Origin of the sequence: Seminibacterium arietis (assembly GCF_042675725.1) — a bacterium.
In the GTDB taxonomy this organism is placed as follows: Bacteria; Pseudomonadota; Gammaproteobacteria; order Enterobacterales; family Pasteurellaceae; genus Seminibacterium; species Seminibacterium arietis.
Genome location: NZ_JBHTJN010000011.1, coordinates 155,199 through 177,661 on the forward strand (window position 1 = coordinate 155,199; position 22,463 = coordinate 177,661).

The following is a 22,463-nucleotide window of genomic DNA, read 5'->3' on the forward strand; positions in this document are numbered from 1 at the left end:
CTCTATTGTTTCATTAAAAATTATCTTTTGCTTGACGAAGTGCAATAAAATCCTCCAGACTGTTAGTCTGTAAAAACGGATTAATTTTTTTCTCAAATTCTAATGTTGTCGGTACAGTTGGCTTATTTTCTAAACGATATTGTTCAACTTGCTGAATATACTTTTCAATCAAGTGATTATTTTCCCACACTTTTGCTGTAAATTTTAGATTACTCAAAGTATATTCATGCCCTGGACAAAGTATCGTGTTACCAGAAAGAGATTTAAGAGTTTGAAGTGAATCAAACATCTGCTGATAGTTTCCCGTAAAAACTCTGCCACAGCCAGCAGAAAAAAGGACATCACCACAAAACAAATGATCATCGACTAAATAACTAACGTGTTGCTCTGTATGCCCTCCCGTCGGTATTACTTTAATTTGATAATGTTTAGTAAAAATGATCCCTTGATCGATAATTTCTGTTGCACCTTTGTCTAAAGTCTCAGCAGGACCATAAATAGGTACATTTAGGTAATATTTTTTAAATTCTGCTACACCAGCAACATGATCATCATGTTTATGAGTTAATAAAACTGCTTCCACATCAAGTTGATTTTCTTGTAAAAAAGGTAAAAGTGCGGTAACTTCTGAAATATCTACAATAATGACAGGAAAATTTTCTCGTCTGTAAACCCAAATATAGTTATCATTGAGTGCTGGCAAGGAAACTAACATAAAAAACTCCTTAGGTGAAAAATGAAATGGCATGCAAAATATCCAAAAAAGATTCAGCTTCCATATAGCTGGGACTTGTTACCTTATGGCAAACAATATCGAAATTGTTTAGAGCAATATTTTGCTACGTGGTTTCCAAAGTTATCTGGCTATCAATTATTAAAAATTGGTGGCTTAAGCGGTGAAATTAAGTGCGATTTACCGCTCTGTCATCAAATTATTTTACAAGATAAAATAACTAAAAATCTGACCGCACTTTTAAAAAATTCACATACTACATTTATACAAGCTGATCCTCTCAATTTACCTTTTGTGGAAAAAAGCATTAACGGCTGTTTACTAACAAATATTTTAAATTTTAGTCAAGATCCCCATCAAATATTGAGAGAAGTACAACGTGTTTGTGATGACGAAGCCTACTTATTTATTTCTTTGTTTAATCCTTTTAGTGCATTGTTATTCAAACACTCACTTGGAATAAAACATCAACAATCCTTCTTCTTTCGCCATTATTTAAGTTGCCGAATTATTGACTGGTTGCAGCTATTAAATTTCGATATTATCGAACAAAAAAATTTAGTAATTAAAAACAAACCGTACTTGCTCTCACCGTTAATCGCTATTGTGGCACAAAAAAGAATTCACCCTCTCACGTTGCAGGCAAGAAAATTATCATTTCCTACTAGAACAAATTTAGAACCCGTCGCTGCATTCAAACGAATTAATTCATGAAATAGCCAACTCGCTGTTAATTTCTCCATTTGCCCCAATAAAACGCACTTCAGGTTGTAAATAAACGTTAAATTTAATTGCAACACTACGACGAATATGGTGCGCAAGTTCAATAACATCTGACGCCGTCGCATTATTTTTATTAATTAGCACTAAAGCCTGATCTTGATGTACTGCTGCTCCACCGATCTGATAGTTTTTTAGACCGCACTTGTCAATCAACCAGCCAGCAGCTAATTTAACTTTTCTTTCTTTTTGAGGGAAATATGGAATATCTGCATATTCTTGCTGTAATAATTGAAAATCTTGCTCTGAAATCACTGGATTCTTAAAAAAACTCCCCGCATTACCACAGCTTATAGGATCTGGTAATTTGCTTTTTCGTACTGAGCAAATCTTTTCAAACAGTATTTGAGCAGAAATTAAATGAGGTTCTAATTTTGCTAAAAATCCATATTTTAAAACAGGTTGCCAGTTCTTAGGCAATTTTAATCCTATAGCACTAATTATAAATCCCTCACCATACTGATGTTTAAAAATACTATCACGGTAACCAAATTGACATTGTTCACAACTTAGAGAAAAAGCAGTTTCTTTTTCAATATCCCATACTTCTACATAATCACATACATCTTTAAATTCGACACCATAAGCCCCAATATTTTGGATTGGAGCTGATCCTGCACAACCAGGTATTAATGCTAAGTTTTCTAAGCCAAAAATACCTTGAGAAATGCTCCATTGCACTAAATGATGCCAATTTTCACCACCTTTGACGTGTAAATAATGATAATTATCGTCTTCTCTATGCTCTATGCCCTCTAAACGATTAAGCAAGACAATACCATTAAAATTCTCAGTGAATAAAACGTTACTTCCTTGCCCTAAAATTAATAAAGGTATTTTCTCTTTTTTAGCTTCATCCCATTCAGGTTTAACTTGTTCAAGTGAAGTGATTTTAACAACTTTTTTTGCTTCTGTAGCAATGCCAAAAGTATGAAAATGAGTAAGATCTGCCATTAATTATTCCTATGCTGATAAAGTGTTCGGTAAAGTGAGTTTGACTTCTGTTCCACCTTCGTTTAATTTTTCTATTGTCAACACTGCATCAAGTTGTACACTACGTTCATACATTATATTTAGTCCGAAATGTCCTTTGGGTTCATCTAAACTAGCAATACCTATACCGTTATCTCGTACAATCAACTCGTATTCACCATAGTTATTAACTTTTCCAATAATCTCAATTAATGTTCCTTGCGAATGCTTAATCGCATTTAGCACGGCTTCACGAATGATTTGCAGAACATTAACTAGTTGTAATGCATCAAAAGTATGCGAAGGTAAACTACAATCCAACGTTATGTTCATTGAAGTACAATTACGTAATGAATCAATAACTTGTTCCAATGCCAATTGCAAATTAGCTTCTTGCACAGTTAAACGGAAAGTCGATAATAATTCCCTCAACTGAGCATAACCATCATTTAACACTCGTTCAAAATCTTTAATAATTAATAAGCTTTTCTGCTTAGCATCTGCATTATCTTTTTGCATACTATTTTTTAATAGTGCTATTTGAAGTTTAAGATAAGCTAAAACTTGAGCCAATGAATCATGTAATTCTCTCGCAATAATTGAACGCTCTTCCATAAGAAATAATTGTTTTTGATTTCGTTGGCTTTCTCGAACATACAATAATCTTGCTAACATTCTAATAGTACTCTGCATCGTATATTGATCAGATACTGTTTTTTCTTCATTCCAGTAAAGCATTCCTAATTCTTGTTCACCAACTTTTAGTACTGCTTCATTAAATTGGCAGTGTGATTTTTTCTCTCCCAGTACAATATGCCAAGGTGGAATGTCATATACTACCAACTCAATATAAGGTAAATTCTCGTGTACCATAATTTCTTTCAGTACTTGCGATAAAATATCTGTACTCAAATTATTAGTAGTGACTAATTGAGAACATCGATACAACATGCTTAATGAACGATTAACACGATGAACCTCTCGCGTCTTTTCATCAACGGAATTCTCTAATTGTAAATAAAACTTTCTCAATTGTTTTGCCATTTGAGTAAACGCTAATGAAAGTCGACCAATTTCATTATTTTTATCTGTATCTAATGGAATATGATCAAATTGCCCTAATTTGATTTGCGTACTTGCAAATATCAATTTATCAAGAGGATTCATTACTTCTTTTTTCAAAAACCAAATAATGTAAGAGATCATTAACACAATCAAAATTAAGCGAAAAATATGTAAAAAGAATGCTATTTGCCGTTTTCGCTCAGACATGTCCTGAAGATCTCGAACAAATTTATCTATTGTTTCTACATAGTCAACAATCTCTAGACGATAAGCATCGACATCTCTATTAGTAATATATTTTTCTAATTGCACCCAAGAATCAGCTAAAGTGCGGTAAGAGAGTTTTACATCTTCAGTCGCCCAAAATTCGTGATTTATTCTTTCTAAACAACTTGAGTAAAGAATGGAACGGTATTGCTGTAAAGATTGATCAACATTTTTAGAATCGTATTCCATCTCGTATAAGAGCCGATAACTTTGCTCGCGTAAAGAGCCTGTAACATTAATGAGTTCTGTATCAGATTTGTTACTTACCATAATGCTACTCATAACCAAACTAATAACTACGGTAATAACAATAATCAAAACCAGATAGTTAGCTATTTTAATTAATACTGTTGTTCTTCTATCGTCCACAATCTTATCCTCACATAACAGTATTATTCTAGCAAAAAATATTAAATTAAACACTGGAGTATTTTGGCAGTACATCTAAAAGATAGTTGAGCAAAAAATTGATCAAAAACAATAAAACAAGAAGTTTTTTACAAATACCCTATCTAGGTAGTTGATATGAACATTTAACTCATAGAGAATTTAAAAGAATGTTGGTGTGAATGTAAAGATATATATTATTGTTTTGATGTTTAAACTGATGAAAAAAAATACTATTAATTATGCAAAAAGTTGGTATGTTTGTGGTTTAGTTATTCAGGGAAGACCAGAAAAAATTCAACAAATTAAGACCGCACTTTTACAAATACCGAATACTGAAGTACCTGCTGTAGATATAGATACAGGTAAGCTAGTAGTAGTAATGCAATCAGAAAATCAAAACAAATTAGCAAATTATATGCAACAAGCTCAAGATATTGATGGAGTAATCAATGTGTCTTTGGTATATCACCAACAAGACGAATAATTCAAATAATCAAATTCAAGCAATTCAAATTAAATGTTCTGGGGGGAAATGCTATGAATTTAAGTCGTCGTGCTTTTATGAAAAACAATGCTGCAATAGCAGCTGCAACAGTAGCAGGAATGACTATTCCAACTATCGACGTAAAAGCTTCTGATACAACTATAAAATGGGATAAAGCACCTTGTCGTTTTTGTGGCACTGGCTGTGGCGTATTAGTCGGAATTAAAGATAATCGATTAGTAGCTTCACAGGGTGATCCTGATGCAGAAGTCAATCGAGGCTTGAACTGTATTAAAGGTTATTTTTTACCTAAAATCATGTACGGTAAAGATCGCTTGACACAACCGATGTTAAGAATGAAAAATGGTCAATATGACAAAAACGGAGAATTTACTCCTGTCAGTTGGGACATGGCATTCCGCACTATGGCTGAAAAATTTAAGTCCGCAATTAAAGAGCTTGGACCAAATGGTATAGGCATGTTTACTTCTGGACAATCTACAATTTTTGAAGGATATGCTAAAGCAAAATTGTGGAAAGCAGGATTTCTATCCAACAATATTGATCCAAATGCTCGTCATTGTATGGCATCTGCTGCGGTTGCATTCATACGTACTTTTGGTATTGATGAACCAATGGGGTGCTATAACGATTTAGAGGAAGCTGATGCCTTTGTACTATGGGGTTCAAATATGGCAGAAATGCATCCTATTTTATGGTCTCGTTTATCTGATCGCCGTCTATCAAATCCTGAAGTTAAAGTTGCTGTACTTTCTACTTTTGAACATCGTTGCTTTGAGTTAGCTGATTATTCATTGATCTTTAAACCGCACTCAGACTTAGTTATTTTGAATTATATTATTAATTACTTAATACAGAATAATGCTATCAATTGGGACTTTGTCAATAAGCATACAAACTTCAAACGAGGAGAAACTGATATCGGTTATGGTCTTCGTGATAACCATCCATTGCAAAAAGCAGCAAAAAACCCTAACAGTGGAAAAATGTATGACAGTAATTTTGAAGAATTGAAAACTATTGTCGCAGAATACACATTGGAAAAAGCTCATCAAATGTCAGGCGTACCAAAAGAAACATTAGAAAATGTAGCAAAATTGTATGCTGATCCAACGAAAAAAGTCGTATCGTTTTGGACTATGGGAATTAATCAGCATACTCGAGGTGTATGGGCTAATCATCTAATCTACAATATTCATTTATTAACAGGAAAAATTTCTCTTCCTGGCTGTGGACCTTTCTCACTAACAGGGCAACCATCAGCTTGTGGTACGGCAAGAGAAGTAGGCACTTTTATTCATCGCTTACCTGCTGATATGCTAGTAGGTAATCCAAAACATCGTGAAATTGCTGAAAAAATTTGGAAACTACCATCGGGATTAATCCCTACTAAGTTAGGCTTTCATGCAGTAGGACAAAGTCGTGCATTAAAAGATGGTAAAATGCGTGTGCTATGGCAAATGTGTAACAATAACATGCAAGCAGGACCAAATATCAACGAAGAAACTTTTCTAGGTTGGCGAAATCCAAACAATTTCATTGTAGTATCAGATCCTTATCCAACAACTTCTGCATTAGCCGCTGATTTAATGCTACCTACGGCAATGTGGATCGAAAAAGAAGGTGCATACGGTAATGCGGAACGTCGTACTCAGTTTTGGCGACAACAAGTAACCGCTCCTGGTGAATCTAAATCAGATCTATGGCAGTTAGTAGAATTTTCTAAATATTTCACTACCGATGAAATGTGGCCAAAAGAAATTCTAGATGCAAATCCATCATATAAAGGCAAAACTTTGTATGAAGTTTTATACTTAAACGATCAAGTAAATAAATACAGCAATGACGAATTAAAAAATCGTTTAAATGATGAGTCCTATCATTTTGGTTTTTATCTTCAAAAAGGGTTATTTGAAGAATACGCAACTTTTGGTCGAGGTCATGCACATGATTTAGCAAACTTTGATACTTATCATAAATCACGAGGTTTACGTTGGCCTGTAATAGATGGCAAGGAAACTTTATGGCGTTATCGTGAAGGTTACGATCCCTATGTTAAAAAAGGTGAAGGCGTAGCATTTTACGGAAAACCTGATAAAAAAGCGATTATTTTAGCTGTTCCTTACGAGCCACCAGCAGAATCACCTGATCAGGAATATGACCTTTGGCTTACTACTGGACGAGTACTAGAACATTGGCATACAGGCACAATGACTCGACGAGTTCCTGAATTACATCGTTCTTTCCCTAATAATTTAGTTTGGATGCACCCAAATGATGCAAAAAAACGAGGATTAAAACACGGTGATAAAGTAAAAGTTAGTTCACGGCGTGGGGAAATAATCTCCTATTTAGACACTAGAGGACGCAATAAGACTCCTGAAGGGGTTGTGTTTACAACATTTTTTGATGCAGGTCAGCTCGTGAACAAATTAACACTAGATGCAACTGATCCGCTTTCAAAAGAAACGGACTTCAAAAAATGTGCCGTGAAAGTAGAAAAAGCTTAAACTTTACTGAACGAGACCGCACTTTTAGGCAAAGTGCGATAGAAAAATGAAAGAAATGTCAGCTTCACGTCGTAAGTTTTTAAAGGAATCTATTCGCAACTTAGGTGGACTAAGTTGCATAGGTTTACTGCTTGGATTACAGCAACACCAAAGTCTCGCTCAGCAAAATGTTGTATTGCGACCGCCCTTTGCTTTAGATGACGAGAAACAATTTAATGCAGCTTGTATACGTTGTGGTCAATGTGTACAAGCATGTCCTTATGATATATTGCATTTAGCGGGATTACTATCTCCCTTACCTGCGGGAACTCCCTTTTTTACAGCTCGCTCTAAGCCTTGTGAAATGTGTGAAGATATTCCTTGTGCTAAAGCCTGTCCAAGTGGTGCATTAGATTCTAAAGCAGAGGATATCACTCAATCTAGAATGGGATTAGCCGTATTGCTTGATCATGAAACATGTCTTAATTGGCAAGGTTTGCGTTGCGATGTATGCTATCGAGTCTGCCCACTAATAGACAAAGCGATTACTTTAGAAACACATCGTAACGAACGTACTAATAAACATGCCGTATTTATCCCTACTGTACATTCAGAAAGTTGTACTGGCTGTGGTAAATGTGAAGAATCTTGTGTACTAGAAGAATCTGCAATCAAAATGATGCCGATGTCATTAGCAAAAGGGAAAATCGGAAAACATTATCGTTTAGGCTGGGAAGAAAAAGCTAAAGCTGGACATTCTTTATCTCCTGATGACATCATCAGTTTACCTGTACGCAGACCGGAGAACTTATAATGGCAAATTCACCACGTCAAGCAGGAAAAGAGTCAAAAATAAAACGAGGTTGGTGGTTATCTAATCGCTTCTTATTTTGGCGAAGATTGTCACAATTGGCAATATTAATGATGTTTTTAAGTGGTTCACTATTTAATTTTTCAATTTTAAAAGGAAACTACAGTGGTAGTTTGCTATTTGATATGATTCCAATGAGCGATCCTCTTATTATATTAGAAAGCTTATCTACATTGTACATTCCTGCATTTACAGCCTTACTGGGTTTCATTATCGTTGTAATTTTTTACAGCGTAGTTGGCAGTAAGATTTTTTGCGGCTGGGTATGTCCACTTAATCTCATTACTGACTTTGCAGCATGGTTGCGGCGTAAACTTGGCATTCGAAAAACAGCTAAATTACTACGAAGTATTCGTTATGCAATGTTACTAATCATACTATTTGGAAGTGCTGTTAGCGGTACATTATTGTGGGAATGGATAAATCCTGTTGCTACTCTAGGACGTATATTAATTTATGGTATAGAATCAAGTTTGTGGTTAATTTTAGCAATATTTTTACTAGATTTATTAATTATTGAGCATGGCTGGTGCGGTCATTTATGCCCCTTGGGAGCTTGTTATGCTCTCATTGGAGCCAAAAGTATTGTGCGAATTTCCGCAAAAAATCGAAAGCAATGTAATAACTGCATGGATTGTTATCACATTTGCCCTGAACCACAAGTTTTACGTTTTCCACTACATGGCAAAAATAACGAGAGTCCATTAGTGCTTTCAAAAGATTGTATCAGTTGCGGACGTTGCATTGATGTTTGTGCTGAAAATGTATTTTCATTTACAACTAGATTTAATCATTCGGGGGGATCAAAATGATTAAAAAAATTAACTTAATTTTTACCGCACTTTTGGCTTTTTTAGCAGCAAGTTATGCCAATGCGGAATTAATTGATGATCAAATTGACAATTATTTAACTGGAGCATCAGAACACGTTTCTCCAGCTTATCACAATGAATTAAAAGAAAATCAACTAATGGCATTGAACTATGTTAATCAACCTCCATTAATTCCACATTCAGTGAAAAATTATCAAGTGACAAAAAATACCAATCAGTGCTTAAATTGTCATAGTGTAGAAAACTCTCGAATCACTGGAGCAACTCGTATTAGTCCAACTCATTTCACTGACCGTGATGGCAACTTTGTTGGTGATTCAACCTCTCCAAGACGCTATTTTTGTTTACAATGCCATGTTTCTCAATCTGATGTTGAACCAATTGTACCGAATGAATTTAAACCAATAAAAGGTTATGGTGAATAAGGAGAACGTCATGCTAAAAATAATCAAAAAGTTTTGGCGTTGGTTTTCTACACCAAGTCGAATTGCTATAGGAGTGGTAATTGTTTTATCATTTTTCGCTGGAGTAATTTTCTGGGGCGGATTTAATACCGCACTTGAATACACTAATACAGAAGAATTTTGTTCAAATTGCCACATGAATGACGTCGTACCTGAATATCGTCAAACAATTCATTATATGAACCGTAGTGGAATAAAAGCAACTTGTTCCGATTGTCACGTACCCCATGAATTTATACCCAAATGGATGAGAAAATTTAAAGCAACTAGAGAAGTTTATTCTCATTTTATGGGTCATGTCGACACGAAAGAAAAATTCGAAGCTGCTCGTTTAGAAATGGCACAACGAGAATGGGCAAGAATGCAAACCAACAACTCTCAGGAATGTCGCCATTGTCATAATTTTGAAACAATGGATTTTACTCAACAAAAGGCTGTAGCAAACCGCATGCACTCTTTTGCCTTAACAGAAAACAAAACTTGTATTGACTGCCATAAAGGAATTGCACATCAATTACCTAGCATGAAAAATATCAAATCAGGTTTTTTAAAAAATAAATGATCAATAAAAGTAAAAAAACAACTGAGTGAAACTTATATCAAAAAACTGAAAAGCCCTGTATAATGTCAGGGCTTTATTTTTCCTGTTAGCGTGCGGCTATCAAAAATTATTTTGAATTAACACAAGCTAAATTAATGAAGTGCGGTACAAATTTTTAATTTTTTGAAATGATTTTTGCTAGTCGCAATTGGAAAACTAAAGTAAACGAGAAATTACTTTTAACAAAATTTCTCATAAGAATTAATCACAAAAAGGACAATATTATGAATCCAATTGTAAAACAATTTAAATACGGTCAACATACTGTAACTTTAGAAACGGGTGCAATAGCTCGTCAAGCCACAGCAGCAGTAATGGCAAGTATGGATGATACTTGTGTTTTTGTTACTGTAGTTGCTAAAAAAGATGTTAAAGAGGGACAAGACTTTTTCCCACTAACAGTAAATTATCAAGAACGTACTTATGCCGCAGGTCGTATACCTGGTGGTTTTTTTAAACGTGAAGGACGCCCTTCAGAAGGCGAAACTTTAGTTGCTCGTTTAATTGATCGCCCTATTCGTCCTCTCTTTCCCGAAGGTTTTTTCAATGAAATTCAAATCATCGCAACTGTAGTTTCGGTTAATCCACAAATTAGCCCTGATTTAGTTGCAATGATAGGGGCATCGGCAGCGCTTTCAATCTCGGGAGTACCATTTAATGGTCCTATTGGTGCCGCACGAGTAGGATTTATTGATGATCAATTTGTATTAAACCCAACGATGAATGAACAAAAACAAAGTCGTTTAGATTTAGTAGTGGCTGGTACAGACAAGGCTGTATTGATGGTAGAGTCTGAGGCAGATATATTGACAGAAGAACAAATGTTAGCTGCTGTGGTATTTGGTCACGAACAACAACAAGTTGTCATTCAAGCAATTAAAGAATTCACTCAAGAAGTGGGTAAACCTCGCTGGGATTGGGTTGCACCTGAGCCTAATACTGATTTGATTAACAAAGTAAAAGCTCTAGCTGAGGAACGTTTAGGGGAAGCTTATCGAATTACTGAAAAACAAACTCGTTATGAGCAAATTGATGCGATTAAAGCTGATGTAATAGCACAATTTTCAGAAGATGAAACTATTACTGAAAGCAATATTATTGAGATTATCACCGCACTTGAAAGTCAAATTGTACGTAGTCGTATTCTTAATGGTGAGCCTCGTATTGATGGACGTACTGTGGATACTGTGCGAGCTTTGGATATTTGCACTGGCGTATTACCTCGAACTCATGGTTCTGCTATCTTTACTCGTGGTGAAACTCAAGCGTTAGCTGTAGCAACTTTAGGTACAGAACGTGATGCTCAAATTATTGATGAATTAACAGGAGAAAAAACTGATCATTTCTTATTCCACTATAACTTCCCTCCATATTCTGTAGGTGAAACAGGAATGATTGGTTCACCAAAACGTCGTGAAATTGGTCATGGTCGTCTAGCTAAACGTGGTGTGGCTGCTGTTATGCCAAGCTTGACTGAGTTCCCTTATGTTGTTCGTGTAGTCTCCGAAATTACAGAATCTAATGGTTCCTCATCAATGGCTTCTGTTTGCGGTGCTTCTCTGGCATTAATGGATGCTGGCGTACCAATTAAATCCGCTGTTGCAGGTATTGCTATGGGTTTAGTAAAAGAGGAAGATAAATTTGTAGTATTATCTGACATTTTAGGTGATGAAGATCATCTTGGCGACATGGACTTCAAAGTTGCAGGTACTCGTGAAGGGGTAACTGCATTACAAATGGATATTAAAATCGAAGGTATTACTGCAGAAATTATGCAGATTGCCTTAAATCAAGCGAAAGGTGCAAGAATGCATATTTTAGGTGTTATGGAGCAGGCAATTCCAGCTCCACGCTCTGAAATTTCTGATTTTGCACCACGAATTTATACTATGAAAATCGATCCTAAGAAAATTAAAGACGTGATCGGCAAAGGCGGTGCAGTAATTCGTGCATTAACGGAAGAAACTGGAACCTCAATTGATATTGATGATGATGGTACAGTAAAAATTGCGGCAATAGATAGCAACGCAGTAAAACAAGTAATGGCTCGTATTGAAGATATTACAGCAGAAGTGGAAGCAGGTGCTACTTACAAAGGTAAAGTGACTCGCCTTGCAGACTTCGGTGCATTTGTAGCCATCGTTGGCAATAAAGAAGGCTTAGTACATATTTCACAAATCGCTGAAGAACGTGTAGAACGTGTAGCAGATTATCTATCTGTAGGTCAAGAAGTAATGGTTAAAGTAGTAGAAATTGATCGACAAGGTCGTATCCGTTTGACGATGAGAGATGTCATATCAACTCCATCTAATAATGAGAGTACAGCTGAAGAAGAACAACAACTGATTGACTAATCAATAAAAACACTGTATGGTATGCACCTTTTGCGGAGATACCATACTTTTTCTTTCCAAAGCATAAAAATAGGCTGAAATGAAAATTGGGGTTTCTTTTGTAAAGTTAGCACGTAACTTTTTTACTTTACTAATTCTGTGCGTACTTATAGGTTGCGTAAGAAACCCTTTTTTAGCAGAAAATTTTGTTCTTACAAATGATAAACTACAAGTACCTCATATCCATCAAGAACAAGAAGTAATGATTATGCGAATTAATCAAACTTTAAACCAGCATTTATCACAAAAAATGCGATCGGATTTGTTGTTCGAACGTGGAGTTTTGTATGATAGTTTAGGACTTTGGGAATTAGCTCACTACGATTTCATTCATGCGTTGACTTTACAGCCAAAGAACCCAGCAATTTATAATTATTTGGGTCTATATTGGTTATTGGATAACAACTATAGTATAGCGGTTGAAGCCTTAAATGGAGTACTAGAACTTGACCCTGATTATGAATTTGCACACTTTAATTTGGGCTTAACTTTTTATTATATGGAGCGTTTTTCTCTTGCTGAACAAAATTTATTACGTTTTTATGAGAGAGATAAAAGCAATCCATATGCGGTTTTATGGTTATATTTCAATGAACTAAAATTTTCACCTGCAAGTGCAAAAGAAAATTTAGTAAAAAGATCTACCGCACTTTCTCCGCAGAGTTGGGGAACTTATATTGTTCAACATTATTTAGGACAACTATCAATAACTGAATTATGGCAAAAATCTCAGTCTTTTGTAAAAAATTCTATAGAAGAAAGTGCCAAATTCAATGAAATTTTAACTGAAACTTATTTTTATTTAGCAAAACAACAACTCAATATTGGTCAAACAGAAAAAGCCAAACAGCTTTTCAAATTGGCAATTGCGAATCAGGTGTATAACTTTGTTGAGTATCGTTTTGCATTGCTTGAAGCAGCAAAATTGGGGCTAATTCAAGCTAAAAGTGCGAATGGATTTTCCGTTTCGCCATAATTGGTGTTGCGAACCTTGATTTTTCAATAAGTTAAAAACAAGCATCTGATTGGACTAAACACATTTAAATCTGTTTATTCTTTCGCCACACTTTGTTTATACAACCGAAAGTATTATACTTTCCTTTTATATTTAACTGTTTATGACTGAAAATACAATCTCTTTTAATGACTTGGGATTACCTGAGTTTATCCTTAATGCTGTGTCTGATTTAGGATTTGAGACACCATCTCCTATTCAACAAGCTTGTATTCCACATCTATTAGCTGGATGTGATGTTCTTGGTATGGCACAGACAGGAAGTGGAAAAACGGCTGCATTTTCTTTACCTCTGCTAGCTAAAATCGATAGCAATAAAAAATGTCCACAAATGCTTGTGATGGCACCTACTCGAGAATTGGCTATCCAAGTAGCTGATGCTTGCGAACAATTCGTAAAATATGCTAAAGGGATTCGAATCGTAACCCTGTATGGAGGTCAACGCTACGATATTCAGCTACGTGCATTAAAACAAGGAGCTCAAGTAGTCGTAGGAACACCTGGTCGCATTTTAGATCACATACGCCGTAATACTCTAGATTTATCTGAATTACAATTTATTGTACTTGATGAAGCTGATGAGATGTTACGAATGGGCTTTATTGATGATGTAGAAACTGTAATGGCAGAATTACCTGAACAACACCAAACTGCTCTTTTCTCAGCTACTATGCCAGAGCCAATTCGCCGTATAACTAAACGATTTATGGAAAATCCACATGAGGTAAAAATTCAATCTACTCAACGTACAACCCCTGACATTACTCAAAGCTGTTGGTATGTACGTGGATTCCGTAAAAATGATGCACTATTACGTTTTCTTGAAGTAGAAGACTTTGATGCTGCCATTATTTTCACTCGAACCAAAACTGGAACTCTCGATGTCACTGAGCTACTAGAAAAGCATGGTTTCCGAGCAGCTGCTTTAAATGGAGATATGACTCAGCAATTGCGTGAACAAACGCTTGATCGTTTACGCAATGGTAGCCTTGATATTTTAGTTGCAACAGATGTTGCTGCCCGTGGTTTAGATGTTGAACGTATTAGCTTAGTTGTAAATTATGATATACCACTTGATGCAGAAAGCTATGTACATCGTATTGGACGTACAGGGCGTGCGGGACGTGCAGGGCGTGCAATTTTATTTGTTGAACCAAGAGAGCGTCGTCTATTAGGTAATATTGAACGTCTAACTAAAAAAGTAATCGATGAAGTGAGCATTCCAAATCACGAAACGTTACAAGCTTGCCGCCGTCAAAAATTTGTAGAAAAAATAACTAAACAATTAGAGCATCACGATCTAGAACAATATCGCAGTTTACTAGAAGATCTATTTACTGCCGATCAAGATCATGAAGATATTGCCGCTGCAATGTTAATGCTATTGCAAGGCAAACAGAAATTGATCCTACCGCCTGATCCTGTAGTTGAAAAGCGAGGTAAAAAAGAACGAAATGACAGATCAGAACGTGGAGAGCGTCGTCGTGATAGATCTAATCAAGCACGTAGTGGTTATGGTAATGTACAACCAATGGATTTATATCGTGTAGAAGTTGGCAGAATGGACGGTGTTGAAGTTCGTCATTTAGTGGGAGCTATAGCTAACGAAGGAGATATTAACAATCGTTATATCGGTCATATTAAACTGTATGATGACTATTCTACTATAGAATTACCACAAGGTATGCCCAAAGAATTACTACAACTGTTTAAAAAGACTAGAGTAATGAATAAACCAATGCAAATGTCTCTTATCGAACAAGTTGGTGATAGTTACGAAGACAATGGATATAGTAGACGTAAAGGAAGATCATCTCAAAATGATCGTACTTTTTCTCGCCAAGTGCGTAGAGACTCCCAACAAGGAGATCGCAAATTTAAAGAAAAAAACTACCGCACTTTCCATGAATCTCCTCGCAAAGATCGTGGTGGACGTCGCCATAAATAAATATCTTATACGATCTCAGTACAACACATTACTGTGATAAAAGATAAAAATAAAAAAATCTGCACTCTATGCTATTTTAGTTTAAAAGTGCAGATTTTTTATTGAATTATGTCACTTAAATAAATTATCTTTATTCTGAACTGCTCTTTTGGAACTTCAATTTAGGTGAACTATTATCAAGTACAGTTTTTTCCTCAACGATCACTTTTTGTAAATTTTCTAATGAAGGCAAATCATACATCGTATCTAATAACAAGCTTTCTACTATTGAACGCAATCCTCTTGCTCCCGTTTTACGTTCAAGTGCTTTTTTAGCCATTGCAACCAAAGCACCTGAAGTAAATTCTAATTCAACATTTTCTAAACTAAACAAAGCTTTATATTGTTTTATCAACGCATTTTTCGGTTCAGTCAAAATCTTAACTAATGCGTCTTCATCCAATTCAGTTAGCGGAGCGATTACAGGTAAACGCCCGATAAATTCGGGAATCAACCCAAACTTCATTAAATCATCAGGCTCAACTTGACTAAATAATTCCGTTAATGTTGCCTTGTCTGACTTACTTCTGACTTCTGCACCAAACCCAATCCCACTACCGACATGAATACGCTTTTCAATAATTTTATCTAAACCAGCAAAAGCACCACCACAAATGAATAAAATTTTTGATGTATCAATTTTCAACATTTCTTGCTGAGGATGCTTACGCCCACCTTGTGGAGGAACAGAGGCAATTGTACCTTCAATCAATTTAAGCAATGCTTGCTGAACACCTTCGCCTGAAACATCCCTTGTAATTGATGGATTTTCAGATTTTCTTGTGATCTTATCAATTTCATCAATATAGATGATACCTTGCTGTGCTTTTTCAGCATCAAAATCGCAATTTTGTAACAACTTATGCAACACATTTTCCACATCCTCTCCAACATATCCAGCTTCAGTCAATGTAGTCGCATCTGCCATTGCAAAAGGCACATTCAGCATACGAGCTAACGTTTCTGCGAGAAGAGTCTTTCCACTTCCTGTTGGACCAATCAGTAAAATATTGCTTTTCCCTAACTCTACGTCACTTATTTTATGTCCAGAACGATGACGTTTATAATGATTATAAACCGCAACAGCTAATATTTTCTTAGCATAGTCTTGACCAATAACGTAGTCATCTAAATGAGTTCTAATTTGATGTGGAGTTGGTAGTTTAGGCTCATTTTTTTCTGTTACTTCTTGTTCAGCTGAAGAATCCAAACTATTTTTTATCCCACTTTGCTCCGATGAAGTATCATCGGTTTTTATCAAGTTATGACAAAGTTCAATGCATTCATTACAAATACAACCAGAATCTCCTGCTATAATTTGATTTACTTCCGAGCTTTCTTTGCCACAAAAAGAACAATGTAATTCGGTTTGATTTGTCATCTTATGCTATCTCCCGTTTCACTAATACTTCATCAATTAATCCGTAAGATTTTGCTTGTTCAGCTGACATAAAATTATCTCGATCTGTATCTTTCTCAATTTTCTTAATCGATTGTCCACAATGAAATGCTAAACGCTCATTCAAAGTACGTTTAATTTTTAAAATTTCCTCAGCGTGAATTTGAATATCAGAGGCTTGACCACGAAATCCACCTAGAGGCTGATGGATCATAACACGAGCATTGGGAAGTGCTGCACGTTTTCCTTTAGCTCCCGCTGCCAATAAAAACGCTCCCATAGAACAAGCTTGCCCTATACATAAAGTACGAACATCTGGCTTGATAAACTGCATAGTATCGTAAATAGCCATACCAGCCGTTACTGATCCCCCAGGAGAATTAATATAGATACTAATATCTTTTTCAGGATTTTCAGATTCTAAAAAGAGAAGCTGAGCCACAATTAAATTCGCCATGTGATCTTCAACCTGACCGCTCAAAAAAATCACACGTTCTTTTAATAAACGAGAATAAATATCATAAGAACGCTCCCCACGGGAGGTTTGTTCAATAACCATAGGAATCAAAGGCATAATTCTCTCCATTCTAAAATTCTGATAATAAGAAAAAGTGCCGTCATTTTGACCGCACTTTTTCTCGACTACAGTCCAATAATTAAGCTTGTGGATTCATCACTTCATCAAATGAAGCAGATTTTTCTGTTACTTGAGCTTTAGACAGAACAGCCTCAACTGCTTGCTCTTCTAATACAACATTGCGAACGTTAGTCATTAACTCTTTATTCTTACTATAATATTCGACAACTTCTGCTGGTTGTTCATAAGCTGAAGCAATCTCTTGAATCATCACTTTTACACGTTCATCATCAACTTTTAATTCGTTTGATGCAATAACCTCAGCTAGTAATAACCCTACTTGAACACGACGCTTTGCTTGTTCCTCAAACAACTCTTTAGGTAATTGAGCTGCTTGATCCATTTTACCACCAAAACGTTGTGCTGCTTGATTACGCAACACCTCAATCTCTTGCTCTACTGCTGCAACAGGCACATCAATCGGATTTTGTGCTAATAATCCATCAATAACTTGCCCTTTTACACGAGAAACTAAAGCATTTTTTAATTCACGTTGCATATTTTTTTCAATTTCAGCACGCAAGTCAGCAACAGTCTTTGTATTTGGACCGAATTTAGCTACAAAATCATCTGTTAATTCTGGCAACACCATTACTTCAACTTTTTTCAAAGTAATTGCAAATTTAGCAGGTTTACCTTTTAAATTTTCAGCATGATATTCTTCAGGGAAAGTAACTTCAATATCAAAAGTATCTCCAGATTTATGTCCTACAATACCGTCTTCAAACCCTGGGATCATACGACCTTGTCCCATTGCAAGAACGAAATCAGTGGCTTTACCACCCTCAAACTCTTCTCCATCAACAGAACCTGTAAAATCAATCACTACACGATCATTTGCTTTTGCCGCTTCTTGAGTTTCAGTCCACGTGGCTTGTTGTTTACGTAAAACATTCACCATTTTATCTATATCAGCAGAAGTAATTTCTACAACAGATTTTTCTACTTTAATTTGGTCTAACCCCTGCAATTGAACTTCAGGATACACTTCAAAAGTAGCAGTGAAAATTAGATCTTTACCAGCTTCAAATTGCTCAACAGCAAAAGTTGGACGACCAGCAAGATTAACTTTATTTTCAAAAGCAACGTTGAAAAAATGTTTTTGTAACAAATCGCCTAAAACATCGTGACGAACAGAAGCTCCGAAACGTTTTTCAATAATTTGTGAAGGAACTTTACCCTTACGGAAACCATCAACTCGTGCATTTTTTGATACACGCTTTAATTCTTCACGCACAGCCTGCTCAACAGTTTCTGATGGAACACTAATATTCACACGGCGTTCAAGCCCCTGAGTTGTTTCAATATTAAATGACATTATGTTACCTCAAAATAAATTTGCACTCAGTAAGTGTACTGAATACATTAATAAATAAATTTTAAAAAGACGGTAAATTATAGCCTTACAAAAGCGAACAGTCGAGAAAATGGCGTACAAAAAACCGCATTTGTCCATTTTTTAATCGCAAAAATCTTTATTGTTAAAAATTTAGTTCACTATTAAGAAAATTCTTACCGCACTTAATCTTCTCTAATAGCCTTCACTTAACATATTTGGTAAAAAAGAGGCATGTTGAATGCGTTTTACTCGTGTTTCAATTCTACCATCATCATGTAATTCAATTTCACGCCAACCTGGCTGCACAATATCTAATGCAAAATTATTACTATCAGGTCTAAATTGAACGCAAGTCGATGGTGTCGCCATAATTTTATACCCTTGCCATTGGCTATCGACAGCTTGGTGAATATGCCCATATACGATGCCTTTCACCTTTGATGATTTTCCCAAAACGTAAGCCAAATCAAAAGAATTACGCAAATTATGCTGATCTAGCCACGCAGAATTTGTCGATAAGATATGATGATGCAAAACAATGAGAGAATACCGTTCAGGATAGTCTCTCAATTTTGACTGCAACCAATCAATTTGGTATTGTCCTAATTGTCCATAAGGCACCCCAAAAACTTGGCTGTCTAGCATCAAAATCTGCCAATACTTTCCTAGCAAAATATGCTTTAATGGACTAATGTTACCATGTTCTTGATTTAAAATATCAAACATTTTTGGCTGGAAATCATGATTTCCTGGTATCCAAAAGACCATCTTCTTCAGCGATTTCACACTGGTGCAAAAGCGTAAATACCCTTCATCGCTACTATCTTGTACTAAATCTCCTGTTGCTAAAACAAAATCATAATCAAATTTGCTTTGACGAATTTCTGTCAATACTTGATTAAAACTTGCTAGTGTATTAATACCGAGCAATTCCCCTTTTTCATCTTTGAATAAGTGAGGGTCAGTTACTTGAACTAATCGGATCACTTTTTCAGAAGTTTGGTACGTATAAGTTGTAACCAAAATAATCCGCCTCCTGTTAATAATTCTATTATTTTAATTGTTAGCTGGGTTATAAGTTACGGATTTTAAAAAAAAAGTCATCATCAAAATATAAAAAATGTTACCTTCGTCATATTTTTAAGCAATTTTCTTTTAAAAATTCAATCTACATCACACTTTTAAAGTTCCTATAATTTAGTGAAATTTAATATAATTAGATTTTAAAGCATAACTTTTACTTAACTAAAAAACATTTAAAAATATCTGATAAATGCTCTATTAGTGTATTTTTCGCTTCAATAGTTTCATTTTTCCAAGATTGAAGTAATATCTCTTGATTAAATCGATTATTAGCTTGAGAGGCAATAGGTAAATAGCTGATATGCCATGGTTCTCTACCAATTGAAAACTGGGAGGATGAAGTTAAAAAAGGGAAATAAAAATCAAAATCTGCTAAATTATCTTGTAACCAGCACATTAATTCAAAAAAATAACCGCTCTTTTCATATTCCCATGGTTCCAATAGGAGTTTTTGATTCTTTGGTAACAAATTAGGATCAAAAATATCAATTTCAGTCCCCCAGTGGTGACGACTTCCTCCTGGTAAAGCTGACCAACGTAAAATAGCTTGACATTTTTCCCACTCAGAAAATGTTGTCAAGTCTAATGGATTACCAAAATCATCATGAACTTTCCGCAAACCTTGAAATTTTGAATTCCAAATCGTTTGTTGTCGTTGAAAGTCACGAAAACAACTTACAGGTTGCAAATTAAATCCAGCCCTTCCTGCACTCTTTTGTAACTCTTGAAAGGGCTTCACTACATCCATATGCAAAAAATGGTTTTTAGATGAAGCACTATACAAAGAAACTACATGCTGGTAGCTTTTTCCTGTCAACATTTCATCAGTAAAAGTCACTTCAAACATCTTATCGCCTATACTTCACTTATATGATCTTTTGACGAATGAAATAAGTTAGACAACATTTGCATATAGATTTTCCCTAATCTCCCCAAATCTGTACAGCTAACACATTCATTTACTTTATGAATAGTGCTATTTAGTGGACCAAGTTCTACAACTTCTGTTCCCATCAATGCAATAAAACGCCCATCTGATGTTCCACCACCTGTATCAAGCTTCGGAGTAATCGCTAAAATCTGGTGCAAACTATCTGTTACAGCGTTCACTAACTTACCAGGTCTAGTTAAAAAAGGTTTACCTGATAAATTCCATTCAATATGGTACTTTAAGTCATGTTTTTTTAGCATTTCTGCTATCTTTTGTTTGATGATTTCATCTGTTACTTCTGTACAATAACGCAAATTAAACTGAACATAAAGTTGAGCTGGAATCACATTATTACTACCTGTTCCAGCCTGAATATTTGCAATTTGTAGGCTTGTAGGGGGAAAAAACTCATTACCCTGATCCCACTGATAAGACGTTAACTCAGTTAAAAAAGATAACGCTTTATGCACTGGATTTTCAGCTAAATGTGGATAAGCAACATGTCCTTGAATCCCTTGAATATATAAATTAGCAGTAATTGAACCCCTTCTCCCATTTTTGACAGTATCTCCCAAACTAACCGCACTTGAAGGTTCTCCAACCAAACAATAATCAATATTCTCACCACGTGCCATCAAAGTTTCTACTACTTTCACTGTACCATCTTTGGCAGATGCTTCTTCATCAGAGGTAATCAACAACGCTATTGTTCCCTGATGGTTTGGATAAGTTTTAACATATTCTTCAGCCGCCACAACCATTGCCGCTAGAGAACCTTTCATATCAGCAGCCCCTCGACCATATAACATATCATCAACAATTTGGGCTGAAAAAGGAGGATACTGCCATTGATTTTCATCCCCCACAGGTACAACATCTGTATGTCCTGCAAATGCCACCACTGGTGCAGCATCACCATGCTTAGCCCACAAATTTAGAGTGTCATTAAAAGGCAACCATTCAATAGAGAATCCTAATTTCTCTAAGCGTTGTGCAATCAGTTGTTGACAGCCTTGATCATGGGGACTAATTGAAGGGCGTTGAATCAAATCGCATGCTAAATTAATAATGTTTTCTTTCATCATCTTGCTTTCCATTATAAAATATCAAAGTCTAATTATATTATGCTTATTTTAAACCAAATAAAAAGTAAAAATACTCAAATAGTCACCGCACTTCTTACTATGCTCTTTAGCTTAATGATTTTTCCATTCGATTATGGCATAATCATGCTGTTTTTTTAATTATAATTACATGAGGAAAATCATGCGAATTTTACATACTATGCTAAGAGTGGGAAATTTAGAACGTTCAATCCAATTTTACCAAAATGTACTAGGTATGCGTCTACTACGCACCAGTGAAAATACAGAATATCAATATTCCTTAGCATTTTTAGGCTATGATGATGAAGATAAATCTTCTGTGCTTGAACTAACTTATAATTGGGGGATAGATAAATACGAGTTAGGCTCAGCATATGGGCATATCGCTATTGGAGTAGATGATGTTTATGCTACTTGCGATGCTGTACGCCAAGCTGGAGGGAAAATCACTCGCGAACCTGGTCCAGTAAAAGGGGGTAAAACAGTTATTGCTTTTGTCGAAGATCCCGATGGCTACAAAATTGAATTCATCGAAAATAAAATGGCACAAGCTGGTTTAGGAAATCAATAAATTTTTAACATAAGTGCGGTCGTTTTTTCTCA

20 protein-coding genes are annotated in these 22,463 nt (G+C 35.4%); 11 read left to right on the forward strand and 9 right to left on the reverse strand.

Annotated features, from left to right (window positions below):
- Positions 1 to 13: 13 nt before the first annotated feature.
- Positions 14 to 715, reverse strand: coding sequence for a hydroxyacylglutathione hydrolase (gene gloB / locus ACFQ02_RS06385; protein WP_380820746.1), 702 nt, complete (start codon positions 713 to 715; stop codon positions 14 to 16).
- 21 nt (positions 716 to 736) lie between these two features.
- On the opposite strand from gloB, the gene ACFQ02_RS06390 reads away from it, so the two are divergent.
- Positions 737 to 1,447 carry a class I SAM-dependent methyltransferase gene (locus ACFQ02_RS06390; protein WP_380820748.1) on the forward strand — a complete coding sequence of 237 codons (711 nt, stop codon included), beginning with the start codon at positions 737 to 739 and terminating at the stop codon, positions 1,445 to 1,447.
- Here the strand turns inward: ACFQ02_RS06390 and murB are convergent.
- A complete protein-coding gene (gene murB / locus ACFQ02_RS06395) occupies positions 1,442 to 2,467 on the reverse strand; it encodes a UDP-N-acetylmuramate dehydrogenase (protein ID WP_380820750.1) in 1,026 nt (341 codons plus the stop codon). The two genes, ACFQ02_RS06390 and murB, sit on opposite strands and share 6 nt — an antisense overlap.
- A 9-nt stretch (positions 2,468 to 2,476) precedes the next feature.
- Positions 2,477 to 4,186: a nitrate/nitrite two-component system sensor histidine kinase NarQ gene (gene narQ / locus ACFQ02_RS06400; RefSeq protein WP_380820753.1), complete on the reverse strand. Its 1,710-nt coding sequence runs from the start codon at positions 4,184 to 4,186 to the stop codon at positions 2,477 to 2,479.
- Between the two features lie 238 nt (positions 4,187 to 4,424).
- Here narQ and ACFQ02_RS06405 point away from each other — a divergent pair, with 238 nt between their 5' ends.
- The 9 genes from ACFQ02_RS06405 (at position 4,425) to ACFQ02_RS06445 (ending at position 15,326) form a co-directional block, all read left to right on the forward strand.
- Complete coding sequence (locus tag ACFQ02_RS06405) at positions 4,425 to 4,691, forward strand: chaperone NapD (RefSeq protein WP_380820756.1); 267 nt, start codon at positions 4,425 to 4,427, stop codon at positions 4,689 to 4,691.
- A gap of 53 nt (positions 4,692 to 4,744) precedes the next feature.
- The gene (napA, locus tag ACFQ02_RS06410; RefSeq protein WP_380820759.1) at positions 4,745 to 7,222 is read left to right on the forward strand and encodes a nitrate reductase catalytic subunit NapA; all 2,478 of its coding nucleotides are present in this window, start codon (positions 4,745 to 4,747) and stop codon (positions 7,220 to 7,222) included.
- 46 nt (positions 7,223 to 7,268) lie between these two features.
- Positions 7,269 to 8,015, forward strand: a complete 747-nt coding sequence (napG, locus tag ACFQ02_RS06415; protein ID WP_380820761.1) for a ferredoxin-type protein NapG — start codon at positions 7,269 to 7,271, stop codon at positions 8,013 to 8,015.
- A complete protein-coding gene (gene napH, locus ACFQ02_RS06420) occupies positions 8,015 to 8,884 on the forward strand; it encodes a quinol dehydrogenase ferredoxin subunit NapH (protein WP_380820764.1) in 870 nt (289 codons plus the stop codon). Before napG ends, napH begins: the two co-directional genes overlap by 1 nt.
- Positions 8,881 to 9,330, forward strand: coding sequence for a nitrate reductase cytochrome c-type subunit (locus ACFQ02_RS06425; protein WP_380820766.1), 450 nt, complete (start codon positions 8,881 to 8,883; stop codon positions 9,328 to 9,330). Before napH ends, ACFQ02_RS06425 begins: the two co-directional genes overlap by 4 nt.
- A gap of 10 nt (positions 9,331 to 9,340) precedes the next feature.
- Positions 9,341 to 9,931, forward strand: a complete 591-nt coding sequence (locus tag ACFQ02_RS06430) for a NapC/NirT family cytochrome c (protein WP_380820768.1) — start codon at positions 9,341 to 9,343, stop codon at positions 9,929 to 9,931.
- A gap of 263 nt (positions 9,932 to 10,194) precedes the next feature.
- Positions 10,195 to 12,324, forward strand: coding sequence for a polyribonucleotide nucleotidyltransferase (pnp, locus tag ACFQ02_RS06435; protein WP_380820770.1), 2,130 nt, complete (start codon positions 10,195 to 10,197; stop codon positions 12,322 to 12,324).
- A gap of 79 nt (positions 12,325 to 12,403) precedes the next feature.
- Positions 12,404 to 13,339 (forward strand): lipoprotein NlpI, encoded by a 936-nt coding sequence (gene nlpI, locus ACFQ02_RS06440; protein WP_380820772.1) that lies wholly within the window; start codon positions 12,404 to 12,406, stop codon positions 13,337 to 13,339.
- Between the two features lie 142 nt (positions 13,340 to 13,481).
- Positions 13,482 to 15,326, forward strand: a complete 1,845-nt coding sequence (locus ACFQ02_RS06445; protein ID WP_380820774.1) for a DEAD/DEAH box helicase — start codon at positions 13,482 to 13,484, stop codon at positions 15,324 to 15,326.
- A gap of 130 nt (positions 15,327 to 15,456) precedes the next feature.
- Here ACFQ02_RS06445 and clpX read toward each other — a convergent pair whose 3' ends face one another.
- The 6 genes from clpX to dapE all read right to left on the reverse strand — a co-directional run bounded on the left by clpX (position 15,457) and on the right by dapE (position 21,836).
- Positions 15,457 to 16,746, reverse strand: a complete 1,290-nt coding sequence (gene clpX / locus ACFQ02_RS06450) for an ATP-dependent protease ATP-binding subunit ClpX (protein WP_380820775.1) — start codon at positions 16,744 to 16,746, stop codon at positions 15,457 to 15,459.
- A gap of 1 nt (position 16,747) precedes the next feature.
- Entirely contained in the window at positions 16,748 to 17,338 is a 591-nt protein-coding gene (gene clpP / locus ACFQ02_RS06455; RefSeq protein ID WP_380820777.1) for an ATP-dependent Clp endopeptidase proteolytic subunit ClpP, read from the reverse strand.
- An 82-nt stretch (positions 17,339 to 17,420) separates the two neighbouring features.
- Positions 17,421 to 18,719, reverse strand: a complete 1,299-nt coding sequence (gene tig, locus ACFQ02_RS06460) for a trigger factor (RefSeq protein WP_380820780.1) — start codon at positions 18,717 to 18,719, stop codon at positions 17,421 to 17,423.
- Between the two features lie 213 nt (positions 18,720 to 18,932).
- Positions 18,933 to 19,763: a 3',5'-cyclic-AMP phosphodiesterase gene (gene cpdA, locus ACFQ02_RS06465; RefSeq protein WP_380820781.1), complete on the reverse strand. Its 831-nt coding sequence runs from the start codon at positions 19,761 to 19,763 to the stop codon at positions 18,933 to 18,935.
- A gap of 214 nt (positions 19,764 to 19,977) precedes the next feature.
- Positions 19,978 to 20,661: a M15 family metallopeptidase gene (locus tag ACFQ02_RS06470; RefSeq protein ID WP_380821024.1), complete on the reverse strand. Its 684-nt coding sequence runs from the start codon at positions 20,659 to 20,661 to the stop codon at positions 19,978 to 19,980.
- Positions 20,662 to 20,678: 17 nt separating this feature from the next.
- A complete protein-coding gene (gene dapE / locus ACFQ02_RS06475) occupies positions 20,679 to 21,836 on the reverse strand; it encodes a succinyl-diaminopimelate desuccinylase (protein ID WP_380821027.1) in 1,158 nt (385 codons plus the stop codon).
- A gap of 184 nt (positions 21,837 to 22,020) precedes the next feature.
- On the opposite strand from dapE, the gene gloA reads away from it, so the two are divergent.
- Positions 22,021 to 22,431, forward strand: coding sequence for a lactoylglutathione lyase (gene gloA, locus ACFQ02_RS06480; RefSeq protein WP_380820782.1), 411 nt, complete (start codon positions 22,021 to 22,023; stop codon positions 22,429 to 22,431).
- Positions 22,432 to 22,463 lie beyond the last annotated feature (32 nt).

Coding starts and splice junctions, on each gene's coding strand:
- tig (WP_380820780.1), bottom strand. CDS start 18,719: ATGTCATTTAATATTGAAACAACTCAGGGGCTTGAACGCCGTGTGAAT.
- clpX (WP_380820775.1), bottom strand. CDS start 16,746: ATGACAAATCAAACCGAATTACATTGTTCTTTTTGTGGCAAAGAAAGC.
- ACFQ02_RS06425 (WP_380820766.1), top strand. CDS start 8,881: ATGATTAAAAAAATTAACTTAATTTTTACCGCACTTTTGGCTTTTTTA.
- ACFQ02_RS06430 (WP_380820768.1), top strand. CDS start 9,341: ATGCTAAAAATAATCAAAAAGTTTTGGCGTTGGTTTTCTACACCAAGT.
- napG (WP_380820761.1), top strand. CDS start 7,269: ATGAAAGAAATGTCAGCTTCACGTCGTAAGTTTTTAAAGGAATCTATT.
- gloB (WP_380820746.1), bottom strand. CDS start 715: ATGTTAGTTTCCTTGCCAGCACTCAATGATAACTATATTTGGGTTTAC.
- gloA (WP_380820782.1), top strand. CDS start 22,021: ATGCGAATTTTACATACTATGCTAAGAGTGGGAAATTTAGAACGTTCA.
- clpP (WP_380820777.1), bottom strand. CDS start 17,338: ATGCCTTTGATTCCTATGGTTATTGAACAAACCTCCCGTGGGGAGCGT.
- napA (WP_380820759.1), top strand. CDS start 4,745: ATGAATTTAAGTCGTCGTGCTTTTATGAAAAACAATGCTGCAATAGCA.
- murB (WP_380820750.1), bottom strand. CDS start 2,467: ATGGCAGATCTTACTCATTTTCATACTTTTGGCATTGCTACAGAAGCA.
- pnp (WP_380820770.1), top strand. CDS start 10,195: ATGAATCCAATTGTAAAACAATTTAAATACGGTCAACATACTGTAACT.
- ACFQ02_RS06405 (WP_380820756.1), top strand. CDS start 4,425: ATGAAAAAAAATACTATTAATTATGCAAAAAGTTGGTATGTTTGTGGT.
- nlpI (WP_380820772.1), top strand. CDS start 12,404: ATGAAAATTGGGGTTTCTTTTGTAAAGTTAGCACGTAACTTTTTTACT.
- ACFQ02_RS06445 (WP_380820774.1), top strand. CDS start 13,482: ATGACTGAAAATACAATCTCTTTTAATGACTTGGGATTACCTGAGTTT.
- napH (WP_380820764.1), top strand. CDS start 8,015: ATGGCAAATTCACCACGTCAAGCAGGAAAAGAGTCAAAAATAAAACGA.
- dapE (WP_380821027.1), bottom strand. CDS start 21,836: ATGAAAGAAAACATTATTAATTTAGCATGCGATTTGATTCAACGCCCT.
- ACFQ02_RS06390 (WP_380820748.1), top strand. CDS start 737: ATGAAATGGCATGCAAAATATCCAAAAAAGATTCAGCTTCCATATAGC.